The organism is Micromonospora sp. NPDC048887 (assembly GCF_040649715.1).
In the GTDB taxonomy this organism is placed as follows: domain Bacteria; phylum Actinomycetota; class Actinomycetes; order Mycobacteriales; family Micromonosporaceae; genus Micromonospora.
This window is the reverse complement of the sequence record NZ_JBEZGA010000019.1, coordinates 86,285-98,760: the sequence shown is the minus strand read 5'-3', so window position 1 is coordinate 98,760 and position 12,476 is coordinate 86,285. Positions and strand designations below refer to the sequence as shown.

At 69.4% G+C, this 12,476-nt stretch carries 7 protein-coding genes and 1 pseudogene; 4 read left to right on the top strand and 4 right to left on the bottom strand.

Features of this window, described 5'->3' with window-relative positions:
* Window positions 1-33 precede the first annotated feature (33 nt).
* Window positions 34-2,382 (bottom strand): DEAD/DEAH box helicase family protein, encoded by a 2,349-nt coding sequence (locus AB0C17_RS24895; protein WP_355512341.1) that lies wholly within the window; start codon window positions 2,380-2,382, stop codon window positions 34-36.
* A gap of 61 nt (window positions 2,383-2,443) precedes the next feature.
* Here AB0C17_RS24895 and AB0C17_RS24890 point away from each other — a divergent pair, with 61 nt between their 5' ends.
* The 3 genes from AB0C17_RS24890 (at window position 2,444) to AB0C17_RS24880 (ending at window position 4,712) form a co-directional block, all read left to right on the top strand.
* The gene (locus AB0C17_RS24890; RefSeq protein ID WP_262012688.1) at window positions 2,444-2,755 is read left to right on the top strand and encodes a hypothetical protein; all 312 of its coding nucleotides are present in this window, start codon (window positions 2,444-2,446) and stop codon (window positions 2,753-2,755) included.
* Window positions 2,756-2,761: 6 nt separating this feature from the next.
* Window positions 2,762-3,913: a hypothetical protein gene (locus AB0C17_RS24885; protein WP_262012687.1), complete on the top strand. Its 1,152-nt coding sequence runs from the start codon at window positions 2,762-2,764 to the stop codon at window positions 3,911-3,913.
* 679 nt (window positions 3,914-4,592) lie between these two features.
* Entirely contained in the window at window positions 4,593-4,712 is a 120-nt protein-coding gene (locus AB0C17_RS24880) for an IS3 family transposase (RefSeq protein ID WP_223201434.1), read from the top strand.
* Here AB0C17_RS24880 and AB0C17_RS24875 read toward each other — a convergent pair.
* A pseudogene (locus AB0C17_RS24875) lies at window positions 4,698-7,352 on the bottom strand (LuxR family transcriptional regulator); the annotation flags it as partial. The gene AB0C17_RS24880 and the pseudogene AB0C17_RS24875 overlap by 15 nt on opposite strands.
* Window positions 7,353-7,648: 296 nt before the next feature.
* Between AB0C17_RS24875 and AB0C17_RS24870 the strand changes: the two are divergent.
* Entirely contained in the window at window positions 7,649-11,092 is a 3,444-nt protein-coding gene (locus AB0C17_RS24870) for a M28 family peptidase (protein ID WP_318528071.1), read from the top strand.
* Between the two features lie 422 nt (window positions 11,093-11,514).
* On the opposite strand, the gene AB0C17_RS24865 is transcribed toward AB0C17_RS24870, so the two are convergent.
* Together AB0C17_RS24865 and AB0C17_RS24860 are read right to left on the bottom strand one after the other, a co-directional pair.
* On the bottom strand, window positions 11,515-11,964 hold the full coding sequence (locus AB0C17_RS24865) for a hypothetical protein (RefSeq protein ID WP_124778772.1): 450 nt from the start codon (window positions 11,962-11,964) through the stop codon (window positions 11,515-11,517).
* Window positions 11,965-11,969: 5 nt separating this feature from the next.
* Window positions 11,970-12,317 carry a hypothetical protein gene (locus tag AB0C17_RS24860; RefSeq protein ID WP_091113588.1) on the bottom strand — a complete coding sequence of 116 codons (348 nt, stop codon included), beginning with the start codon at window positions 12,315-12,317 and terminating at the stop codon, window positions 11,970-11,972.
* Window positions 12,318-12,476 lie beyond the last annotated feature (159 nt).

The window sequence follows — 12,476 nt, the reverse complement described above, 5'->3', positions numbered from 1 at the left end:
CGGGCCAGTGATGGTGATCGCTATGGGATGCGCTCATGTTCTGGTGAAGCCGAGGGCCCGGTATCCGGGCATGCGGCGTGGGAGTGAGGCGGCGAGGATGGGTGTGGCCGGGTCGTGGTAGTCGTGGACCTCGGCAAGGTCCTTGCCGGGCGCGGCGCGGATGACGCGGCCGGCGCATTGGACGAGTAGGCCGTCGTAGGAGATCGGGCCGGCGAGGAAGAGGGTGTCGAGGGCGGGGGCGTCGAAGCCTTCACCGATGAACGGTGTGGTGCCGATGACGAGCAGGCCGTCGCCGGCCTTCGCGCCGTCGAGCCGGTCAACGATGGCCCGCCGGTCGCGGGTGCTCACCGCGCCTTGGAGCACAAGCGCCTGATGTCCGCGTGCGGCGAGCAGAGCGGTGAGTGCCTCGACCTGGGCGACCCGTCGGGTCAGCACGAGACAGTTGCGACCGCGGGTCAGGGCCGCGGCGACGTCGTCGGCGATCTGGGTGTTGCGGGGTTCGTCGAGGGCCAGCCTTCGGTGCACCTCGGCGAGCGCGCCGGGCGCGTCAAGGTCGACGTCGCCGGGTTGGAAAGTGGTCTCGTGGATGAACAGCGCTCGACGGGGGCCGGCATCGGTGTGCATCGCAGCCGCGAGGGTGCCCTGTTCCTCGTCGGTCAGGGTGTGGCGGACGGGGCCGAGTTGCCAGGTGACGAGTTGGCCGAGGCCGTCGCGTCGGGTAGGGGTGGCGGTGAGGCCGAGCCAGAACTGCGCGGCGATCCGTTTGACCGAGTGCTCGTACGCGGCGGCGCCGAGGTGGTGGCATTCGTCGACGATGACGTGCCCGTACCCCTGGGTCAGGGTGGCGACGTCGTCGCGCCGGGCGAGGGAGGGCAGCAGTGCGATGTCCACCGTGCCGGTGAGCTTGCGTCGGCCGCCACCGAGTTGGCCAGGCTTGATGTCGAGGAACTGTTGGATGCGGGTGCGCCACTGGTCGGCGAGAGCTTTGCGGTCGACGAGGACGAGGGTGGAGGTGTTGCGTTCGGCGATCACGGCGCAGGCCATGACGGTCTTGCCGGAGCCCGGTGGGGCGACCAGGATTCCGTCGTCGTGGGCGAGGAGTGCGCCGACCGCGACGGCCTGCTGGCCAGTGAGTTCGGCGGTGAACGCGGTGTCGATCTCGGTCCCGGAGTTTCGTACGTCGGCGACGGCCAGCCGTGACCCGGTGCGCTCGACGATCGTGGTGATGGTGTGCCGTAGGCCCCGCGGAAGGATCAGGCGACCATCGAGGGTGAGGTCATAGCCCTGGATGAAGCGTGGCGTATCCCAGGTGGACTTGCGGAGTCGTTGCAGCTCGTAGAACTTCGGGTTGGCCATGGCGGCGGCGTGTTTGAACGTGGCGAGTGCGGCGGGGGTGAGCTGTCCGGCGTCGATGCTCAGCCCGGCACCGGCCTCCGCGTGGACCACCGGAGGCAGTGGAGGGTGGACCTGCGTCGCGGCGGACCGGCTGATCGTTGCGATGTCGGCACCGGTGACGGATTGTTTGGCCTGCCGGGCGATCTGTTCGGCGTCGCCGGGGCTGAGCCGGTCCAGTGTCGACAGGAATGCCCACTGGTCGGCGTACGGCTCGAGGGTGCCGAGGTCGAGGAAGGTGGTCAGTCCGTCCTTGCGGCGGCGGCCCTGTAGCGGCGCGGCGATGAGGTTGCCGAAGCCACCCTCAGGAAGGACGTCCTGGTTGGGGAAGAGACGGTCGTACGACCGCAGATCCATCGACCCGCGCAGCACCATCGCCTCGCGCAGCAGGACCGTACCCACGGCCCGCGCGGTGGCCGCGGGAACAGCGCCGGTGAAGAAGACCCACACGTGGGCTCCGCGGCCCGACTGGGAGATCTCCAACGCGGCGGGCACCGCGCTGGCCCGTGCCGCCTTCACGTATGCGAGGGCGTCGAGCATCGCCGTCGGGCCGTCGAAGTCGGCCACGACGAAGTGGCAGGTGTTGCCGGGCATCAGCGGGTACAGGCCCATGAACACGTCGCCGACCAGATGTGCCGCGACGACCTCCGTCGTGCGGGGCAGGTAGGTGGCACCCCGCCGGTCCATACCCTTGCGCCAGCCGCCCGCGACCGCGGGCATCCATCCGGCTGCGCCGGTACGGGCGTTGTCCCACCGCACGGCGTACACGTCGGCCCGGGCCCGGAACCGGTCGGTGAACAACGTCAGCTTGTCCCGGGTCGGCGAAGCCATGGTGACCAGCCCTGGCGGCTCAACCGGAGCGGACAACTGCTCCGGCGCCGCAGTCGTGTCCTGGCCGCGCAGCTCCAGCAGACGCCCCAGCCGGGCGTTCTCCGCCCGTAACCGCTCCACCTCCCGCCGAAGATCGACGAAATCGGCCACCGAACCCATGCCGACCATCCTCGCGCATCGGGCTCCGAACACCCCGACACCGGTCCGCTATCCTCCGCCGATGGCATCGAAGGGGACCGCCGCGTTGGAGGCGATGATCGAGGAAGCCACCGTCGACACGGACGGTCACGAGGACCAGCGTGCCGGCCTGTTCGCCATGATCGAGGAGCATCTGGCGGTGCCGTTCACCACCACCGTCCTCGGCGTCGAGGTCACCATAGGCAAGATCGAGCTGGCCGCGGACAGCATCGTCGCGGTCTGCGCCCGAGGCCGCCACCGGCAACGGGTCGGTCTTCTCGACCTTCCGCTACCCACCCCTATGCCGGACGGTGCCGCGTGGATCGACGCCTACCGGCACTGGGCCGGGAGGTAGGCCACGATGAGCGAGTACCAGTACTACGAATTCACCGCCGTCGACCGTCCCCTCACCGTCCGCGAGCGGGCCGAGCTGCGGTCGCTGTCCACCCGGGCCGACATCACTGCCACCAGCTTCGTCAACACCTACGAGTGGGGCAACTTCAAGGGCAACCCGCGCACGCTGATGGAACGGTACTTCGACGCGCACCTGTACCTGGCGAACTGGGGCACCCGCCAGCTCATGCTGCGACTACCGAAACACGTGCTCGACCCCGCCACCGTCTCCCAGTACTGCCAAGGTGACAGTGCATCCGCGTGGACCGCCGGCAAGCACGTCATCATCGACCTCCACGACGAGGACGAGGACGGCACCGATGAGTGGGACCTCGACGGTCACGGCCTCCTCGCCTCCATCATCCCGGTCCGGGCCCGCCTCGCCGCCGGCGACCTGCGCCTGCTCTACCTGGCCTGGCTGCGCTGCGTACAGTCCGCCGAGATCGCCGACGACGAGCCTGAACCGCCCGTCCCCGCCCGGCTGGGGACCCTCGACGCGTCCCTCACCGCCGTCGCCGAGTTCCTACGCATCGACCCCGACCTGATCGCGGCCGCGGCGGCCGGATCGGCGCCGGCCACCTCCGGCGAACCGACCGCTGCGCAACTACGCACCTGGGTCGTCGGGCTGTCCGCGCGGGACAAGGACGCCATCTTGACCGACCTGATCACCGGCGGCGACAGCCAACTGCGCAACCGGCTGCTGCGCCGCTACCGCGACGCACACCGCACTGATACGCCCACCCCGGCAGCCGCCCGTACCGCCGGGGAACTGCTCGCCACCGCCGCGGAGTTGCGCGCCGAACGGGAACGACGGGACGCCGAGCAACGCGAACGCGACCGGATTCGCCGCGAACGGTCCGCCGCAGCAGCCCGGCAACGGCACCTCGACACCCTCGCAGTCGACCAACCCGCCGCCTGGCAGCGAGTCGACGAGCTCATCGCCACGAAGAAACCCCGCGAGTACGACACCGCCGTGCAACTCCTCGTCGACCTGCGCGAACTCAGCGAACGCGACGGGGACAGTTCGTCGTTCCAGCACCAGCTGGCCGAGCTACGGGTGGCGCACGCCCGCAAGCCCAGTTTGCTCGAACGCCTCAACCTCGCAGGCCTCGACAGCTGACGCATGGTTCCCCGCTGACCGTCGCCAAGGTGTGGCGAGGATCGTGGATGGCCGGTGCGGCGTGCCAGCGTGACGCCCCAGACAGTCGACGCCGGCGGCGGTCCGCTCCCCGACGCGACCCCATCGCGCCGGACACTTCATTCTGCCCGCCAAGATCAACCGGGGTCACCTGGAGACTCCTCCAGCGGATGCCGACCGGGGTGAACCGGTGCCAACGTGGGTCACCATGGCCGACCGCCGGTCGCGAACCGGGGTTCGTGTGCGCCGGGTGTGGTCCTGGGCTGGGAGAACGGCGGTCCGGGTGACGTGGGTGAACGGGGGCCACTCCCTGCCACCCCAGGTGAACCCCCACGTCGCTAGACTAGGCGCTCGCGCCCTCGTAGCTCAGGGGATAGAGCATCGGTTTCCTAAGACCGTCATCTATGCATGTCGGTAGGCCGACTGCCTGCGATTCAGCCGTTCATTACCTCTGTTTGTTGGTCGCATTGGATAGCTGCTGCGCTCCGTTGCTGGCGGTTACAGTAGCAAACCGGCCGCCTCTGTTGCTTTTTGTGTCAACTTTCTCGATTCTAAATCCTCGTCACGGCATTTTGCGACTTGACGTAGCGAGGATGCTGTCCGGGGAAGCACGTGCGATCCTCGCCCAACCCGCTCCTTTACGCCGCACGCCGAGTTACGCCTGGGCACCGGAGTCGGAAGTGGGCGCAAACGCGTTGCCAGGCTGATGCGCCAGGCCGGGCTGCAGGGCTTCTGCCGGCGCTGCCGTCAGGGCTGCAAGGTGCGCGAGTTGGACGCGTGAGTGGATGCCGAGCTTCCGGTAGACGCGGGTGAGGTTTGCTTCGACTGTTTTGACACTGATGGTGAGGGCGGTGGCGATGTCGCGGTTGGTCGCTCCGCTGGCGGCGAGCTCGACGCAGCGCTGTTCGGCGGAGGTGAGGCAGGGGAGCGTACTGCTGTGCGCGGGGACGGGCTCCAGTTGGTGGAGGGTGCGGGTGGCGGCTTCGATCCAGGGGTGTGCCTGGTGCGTGCTGAAGAGGTCGGCGGCGCTCTGCGCCGCGGTGCGGGCGCTGGCGCGTCGGCGTCCGCGTCGTTCGGTGTGGCTGAGGGCCAGGAGGGTTCGACCGTGTTCGATGGGCAGGTGGCGGAGGTGGTCGGCTGCTGCGGTGAGGAGGTCGGCGGCCGCATCGTAGTTGCCCAGGGTGGCTTCCAGGAGTGCCTGGGAGCGGTCGAGCACGGGGAGGACGCAGCTTCTATCTAGATCAGTCGCGGTGCGACGGGTATCGGTCAGCAGTTTGCGGGCTTGGTCGAGGTAGCCGAGGGAGATGAGGGCTTGGGCGAGGTCGGCGTGCCAGCGCAGGACGGACGGGTCGCGGACCTGCTGGCGCTTCTCAAGCGTACGGACCTCTTCCAGCGCCTCCAGGGCTTCTTTCGGACGCCCGGTGACCAGGAGAAGATGTCCGAGGACGAAGAGGTTTCGGGAGAGGAAGACTTTGTTGTCCTCCCGGCGGGAGGTGTCCGCCCCGCGGCGTGCGTGAGCGAGGGCGGAGTCGGTGCACGAGGCGGTGCCCTCGACCAGGGCGGAGGTGTAGCACGTTGGTGCGGGGTCCAAGGCGGCTCTGTCGGTAAGCGACAGGGCGCGGCCGGCGTAGTCGAGGGCCAGTCCGCACCGTCCGGCGCGGATCTCGACTTCGGCGAGGCTACGCAGGACATCCACGGTGGCTTCGGCGTCTCCGGTCCGCTCGGCTTCGACGAGCAGAGGCAGCAGTGCGCTGCGGGCTTCGTCCAGACGGTCGTCGAAGATGGCGTGCCGGGCGGAGAGCTGTTCGGGCCTGGCGTTGACGGGGATGTGAGTGCTGCGTGGCAGGGACAGGGCGTGGCCGAGCGTGGTCTCGGCTTGGGGGCGGCCGAGGATGCGTTGGATGCGGGCCTGCATCGTGAGGGCCATGGCGGTGGTGGCGGTGTCGCCAGCGCTCCGGGCGAGGCTGGCGGCCCGGGCAGCCTGGGCGCACGCCCGGTCGGGATCGCCGTTGACGTTGGCCCAGATCGCCTGGCGGACGAGGATCTGCGCGGTCAGGTCCGGATGTCCGGCCGCTTCGTGAAGTGCGTCGGCGAACAGCTTGTCGCCGTTGTACAGGTGCTGTCCGCCTGAGTCGATCAGGGCGATGAGGGCGTTGACGCGGTTGGCGGGGCTGCTGTCGTGGTTCAGGACGAGGCGGACGGCAGCCTGGCCGCGGGGCAGGTCGCCGTTGTGGGCGGCGTCGCGTACGGCGGTCAGCGCCCGTTCGGTGAGCAGGTCGGCGTCGGTCTCCGGGGTACGTTCGGCGGCGAGCAGGGAGAGCTCGGCCGCTAGTGCGGGTTCTCCGCGCAGCCGGGCGCGGGCGGCGGCGCGGTCGGCGCAGTCGGCCGACTGCGGGTCGTTGGTGTCGGCCGCCAGCGTGGTGTGACGGTCGCGGCGGATGCTGTCGCGGCTGGCTTCGGCCAGGCGGGCGTGCAGGAGCCTGCGTGTGGCGACCGGCGGTCGGGCCGCGAGTTCGGCACCGATCGCGGCGGCGGCGAACCGGATCTTCCCGTCGACCTGCCCGATGTTGATCAGTCCGGCTGCCTCGGCCTCTGCGAGAAGGTTTTCGGCGGGCGGGCCGGCGAGGCGGCTCAGCAGTTCGCGGTCGGGCCGGTCGTCGAGTGCGGCGACCGTCAACAGTTCCTGAACTTCGGCCGACACAGTGCCCAGCCATTCGTTCACCAGTCGGCGGGCGGCCGGCGGCAGGACCAGGTCGTCTACGAGACCCTGAGCGGCCGGCAGGTCGGTGGCGCGGCTGCGGGCCCCGGCGAATGCGAGGGCTAGGGCCGGGTTCCCTCCGCTGCGGATGTGGGTCTGCGTGACCTCGTAGGGGGTTAGCCGGTACGGCGACAGCAGGGTTGCGACCTGATCGGGTGTCAGCGCCGGGATGCGTACCGCACAGGGGTCCTCGCCGCACCAGTGGCCTTCGCTCCCCGGGCGCCAGATTCGCTCTGCGGCTATGACGGGAAGGTCGGGAGCCAGGCGCAGTGCCCAACGCAAGACGGCCGCGCTGGCCGTATCCAGCCACTGGGCGTTGTCCACCACCAGTGTCAGAGGCGGGGTGTCCAGCAGCAGGGTGGCGGTCAACCGGCGCAGCCGTAGAGCGGTCCCGGCGGGATCGGCAGAGCCCGGCACTCCGACGGCCTTGTCGATTCCGGTCGCGAGTTCCCGCGCGGCCGGCAGCGGTTGGAGGGCCAGTGCGAGTTCGAGCAGTCCGGTGTAGGGGACCTGGGCGTCCTGTGGGCTCGGAGCCAGCCTTAGGACAGGCATGCCCAGCTGCTGCCCGAGTACACCGGCCGCAGCGGTCTTGCCGATCCCGGGCGGACCGAACAGCACCACCCGACGGGCGCCGCGCACGACGCCCGGTACCACCGGCAGCATGGTGCCGGTGGCCCCCTGATGCGCATTCACTGCCGTCGCAGAATCTGGCACCGGATCATAGTGCGCCCGACGGTCCTTCGCGCACCAGAGCAAGGGGTTGCCCTGATTTCGGCCAGCCTCCGCCGTTCCTAGTGTCATCGCCAAAGCCGAGCTGTCACCGGTTGCCGGAGATCCCATCAACACGGGCCCTGCTGCCACACCCCTCAACCCATCTCGGCGGGAGGATTGCGATGTATCGAAGAACTGCCATGGCGGCCGCTGTCGCGGTTGCGCTTACCCTGGGCACCGTGACCGGGGTGGCCACCCAGTCGACCGCAGCCACCCCGCCCCCTACACCCACGGTTGCGCAGAGCCCGCTGTCGCTGGCGATCTCTGCAGCCGACCGCGCTGCCGACGGCGGTCACGACGCGCTGGCGAAAGGCCCCTTCGAGCAGTACGACCGTCGCATGGTGATCCCGTGGGTGGACGGCCTGTTCTCCATTGCCTACGAGCGCACCTACCGGGGCCTGCCGGTGGTCGGCGGCGACGCCGCCGTACTCGCCGACGGCCGGGGCGCCATCCGGGCGATCTCGGCCGCCACCAAGACGAAGATCAACGTCTCCGTCGTGCCGACGGTCGCCGCCGACCGCGCCGAGCAGACCGCCAAGGGCCTGCTCACCAAGGTCGACCAGGTCGAGTCGCGCACCCTCGTGGTGCACGTCAAGGACAGCACCGCGCGACTCGCGTGGGAGGTCGTCGTCGCCGGGCGCACCGCCTCGGCGCCCAGCCACCTGCATGTCTTCGTGGACGCGCGCAACGGCCAGGTGCTGGCCAAGCAGGAGGACGCCGCGGCCGGTTCCGGCACCGGCAAGTGGAACGGGCCCAGCCCACTGTCGATCACCACGTCGCAGTCGGGCAGCACGTACTACCTGCGCGACACCACGCGCACCGGCCTGAACTGCCAGGACTACAGCACCAGCACCGTCTTCTCCGGCGCCGACGACAGCTGGGGCAACGGAGTGGGCACAAGCAAGGAGACCGGCTGCGTCGACGCACTGTACTCGGCGCAGAAGGAATGGGACATGCTGTCGGCCTGGCTGGGCCGCAACGGGCACAACGGCAACGGCGGCAGCTGGCCGATCAAGGTCGGCCTGAACGAGCAGAACGCCTACTGGGACGGCTCGACGATCACGATCGGCAAGAACTCGGCAGGCAACTGGATCTCCTCGATGGATGTGGTGGGTCACGAGTTCGGCCACGGCATGGACCAGAACACCCCCGGCGGCACCAGCTCCGAAGCCGGCCTCGGCGAAGCCACCGGCGACATCTTCGGCGCCCTGACCGAGGCATACGCCAACCAGTCCAGCGCCTACGACGAACCCGACTACCTGGTCGGTGAGGAGATCGACCTCGTCGGCGACGGCCCGATCCGCAACATGTACAACCCCTCGCTGGTCGGCGGCCACCCGAACTGCTACTCCTCGTCGATCCCGAACACGGAGGTACACGCGGCCGCAGGTCCGCTCAACCACTGGTTCTACCTGCTCGCCGAGGGCAGCGCGCCGGGCGGCGGCAAGCCGAACAGCCCCATCTGCTCGGGCGGCCCGTCGTCGGTCACCGGCGTGGGCATCCAGTCCGCCGGAAAGATCTTCTACGGCGGCATGCTGCTGAAGACCTCCGGCATGACCCACAAGAAGTACCGCACCGCGACCCTGACCGCCGCGAAGAACCTGGACTCCTCGTGCGTCCTGTTCAACCGGACCAAGGACGCGTGGAACGCGGTCGCGGTCCCGGCCCAGACCGGCGACCCGACCTGCACCGGTTCCAGCACCGACTTCTCCGTCTCGGTCAGCCCCACCTCGGGCAGCGTCAACGCGGGCTCCTCGGTCACCGCGACGGTCAACACCGCGACCGTCTCCGGCAGCGCGCAGACCGTGTCGCTGACCTCCTCGGGTGCCCCGTCGGGGGTCACCGTGTCGTTCAGCCCGACGTCGGTGACGTCGGGCAACAGCTCCACGATGACGGTGGCGACCACCTCCAGTGCGGCTGCGGGCACGTACACCATCACCGTGACCGGCACCGGTTCGATCACCCACACCGCGCAGTACACGCTCACGGTCAACGGCGGCACCCCCGGTGGCACCGCGCCGGACATCGACGTCGCCAACGTGCAGGCGCACCTGACACAGCTCAGCACCATCGCCACCAATAACGGCGGCACCCGCCGCTCGACCGGCCAGGGCTACCTGCAGTCGGTGGCGTACGTCAAGGGCAAGCTGCAGGCCGCCGGCTTCACCGTCACCGAGCAGCCCTGCACCTCCGGCTGCACCAGCGGTGCAGGCCCGAACCTGATCGCCGAGTGGCCGGGCGGTAACGCGAGCAACGTCTACATGTTCGGCGCCCACCTGGACGGCGTCTCGGTCGGTCCGGGCATCAACGACAACGGCTCCGGCTCGGCGGCGCTGCTCGAGGTCGCCCTCGCGCTGGCCGCGCAGAACCCGACCATGCTGAACAAGGTCCGCTTCGGCTGGTGGACCGACGAGGAACAGGGCCTCAACGGCTCCAAGTTCTACGTCAACTCGCTGACCAGTACCCAGCGAACGGCGATCAAGGCCTACTACAACTTCGACATGATCGCGTCGAAGAACGGCGGCTACTTCATCAACAACATCACCTCGACCGCGTCGCAGCCGATGAAGGCGTACTGGGACTCCCTCAGCCTGCAGCCGGAGGAGAACGTCGAGGGCCAGGGCCGTTCCGACGACTACTCGTTCCAGAACGCGGGCATCCCGACCTCCGGTTACGCGATGGGCGCCAGCGCCACCAAGACGTCGGCCCAGGCGTCGAAGTGGGGCGGCACGGCCGGTCAGTCCTACGACTCCTGCTACCACTCCTCGTGCGACACCCTCAGCAACATCGACGCCACCGCGCTGAACCGGGCTGCCGACGGCATCGCCTACACGCTGTGGAACCGGGCGGTCGGCACCTCGACGCCGACCAACGACTTCTCGATCTCGGCCAGCCCCTCGTCGGGCACCGTGAACGCGGGGTCCAGCACCACGACCACCGTCGGCACCGCCACCACCTCGGGCAGCGCCCAGACGGTGACCCTGACCGCCAGCGGCGCCCCCACGGGCGTAACGGTCTCGTTCAGCCCGTCGTCGGTCACCTCCGGCAGCTCGTCGACCGCCACCATCGCGGTCGGCTCGTCGGTGGCCGGCGGCACCTACACCATCACCATCACCGGCACGGGGTCGGTGTCGCACAGCACCACGTACACGCTGACCGTGACCGGCGGACCGGGCGGCTGCACCGCCGCCCAGCTGATCCTCAACGGCGGGTTCGAAAGCGGCACCTCGCCGTGGACCGGCTCCACCGGCGCGATCGGCACCTCTATCGGGCAGGTGCCGCGCAGCGGCACCCGGTACGCGTGGCTCGGCGGATACGGCTACACCGCGACCGAGGCCATCAGCCAGACCGTCACCATCCCGTCGGGCTGCACCAGTGCGGTACTGACCTACTGGCTGCACATCGACACGAGCGAGTACGGGGCGCTCGCCTACGACGTGTTCACGATCAAGGCCAACGGCACCACCGTGGCGTCGCTGTCCAACATGAACGCTGCCACGGGCTACACGCAGCGCACCGTCAACCTCGGCGCGTACGCCGGCCAGACGGTCACGCTGACCTTCACCGGCACCGAGGACGCCTACCTGCAGACCAGCTTCGTGCTGGACGACGTGACCCTGCAGATCGGCTGAGTTCAACGGCAGGGTGGGGCGCTCGCCCCACCCTGCCGCAGGTCCTGCGCCCCTGTTCCGCTGCCGGACCGGACCTTAGCCTGAATCCGTGGATTGGATTCTGGGTGCGTTGTCGGGTTGATCTAGCCGATTGGGGGTGTGATGGATCCGCTGGCCCTGGTCTCCGTAGAACGCCAAGTAACCCGGCTCCGCCTTGACCTGGCGAGAGGCGAAGTCCATCGCCTCCGGGCGCAGATCTGCCCAACCTCGCGGGAAGCGGCCGTACCGGTCGTAGAACCTCCGCAACAGCGCGAACCCGGCCGTATCTCGCCATGCTTGGACGCAACCAGGTCCAGCTCAGCAGGGACAAGGGTCCAGTGCTCGACCAGCTCGCCGATGCTCAGAGGAGATCGACTCACAGCGGTCAACCACCGTGGCAGCGATCAGGGACCGCGCAGACCCCCAAAAAGATCAACTATTTGGCCCCTGGTCGCAAGATCGGCGTGGTTGGTCGTGAAGGGCCCGTCGGCGTGTGACCAGGTCCAGCGAAGCCGTCGGTGGGTCAGCCACGCACTAGCCTGGCCGGCGAGGTCGCGGTGCCGGCGCTGGGTCCTGTTGGTGTCGCCGCCGTCGGTGGTGAAGGCGAGCAGGGCGTAGCCGCCGGGGATGCCGGCGTGGGGCTCGCCGGGGTGCCGGCTGCCGTCGACGGGGAGGTGCACGCTGGCCAGGGCCGGTGCGCCCTGTCCGGGCAGGGTTTGCAGCATGTGGACGCGGCCGTGGTCGACCAGGTGCCATCGGCCGTCCAGGGGCAGCCTGAGCACGGTGCGGGCGTGGGCGAACAGTTCGTAGGCGTCGACGGGGTCCTGCACGACGAGGGTGGTGGTCGCGGTCATCGTGGTCACCGGGCCCAGATCGCCAGGGCTGCGGTGGTGGCGGCGCCGGCGTACCCGGCGAGCAGCAGCGGCACGGCGCGGGAGATGGCGGTGTACTTGGCCCGTACGGCGCGGGAGAGCCACCACAACTCGCGGGCGCGTGCGAGGGGGGCGGTCTGGGCTCCCGGGTCGGTGTCGCCACCGACAACGCGGACCAGGACGTCCTGGGCGGTGTCGGTGTCGGCGTAGGCGACGAACCCGAAGTCCCCACCCCGAAATCCCGGTACGCGAAACCCGCGTCCGGCACCGGTGGGGCTACTGAACCGCCGAAAGCCCTTGCGGCAGGGCTGGCGCCGCGCGCCCTTTATGGGCATCACCGCACGCTCTTCCGCGCTCGTCGAAGAGGGCCGATGCCCACCGAACTCGCACATCGTGTCCGGGGTGTCTGTCGGTGACGGCGGCAGGCTGAGGTTGCCGTGCCCGTTGGGCCGGGAGTGGGGATGGCTGAAGTGTGTTCCGCCGTGATCGTGGCT

Excerpts from the sequence above, each read along its gene's own strand:
- AB0C17_RS24895 (WP_355512341.1), bottom strand. The coding sequence starts at position 2,382 with ATGGGTTCGGTGGCCGATTTCGTCGATCTTCGGCGGGAGGTGGAGCGG.
- AB0C17_RS24890 (WP_262012688.1), top strand. The coding sequence starts at position 2,444 with ATGGCATCGAAGGGGACCGCCGCGTTGGAGGCGATGATCGAGGAAGCC.
- AB0C17_RS24885 (WP_262012687.1), top strand. The coding sequence starts at position 2,762 with ATGAGCGAGTACCAGTACTACGAATTCACCGCCGTCGACCGTCCCCTC.
- AB0C17_RS24865 (WP_124778772.1), bottom strand. The coding sequence starts at position 11,964 with ATGACCGCGACCACCACCCTCGTCGTGCAGGACCCCGTCGACGCCTAC.
- AB0C17_RS24860 (WP_091113588.1), bottom strand. The coding sequence starts at position 12,317 with ATGCCCATAAAGGGCGCGCGGCGCCAGCCCTGCCGCAAGGGCTTTCGG.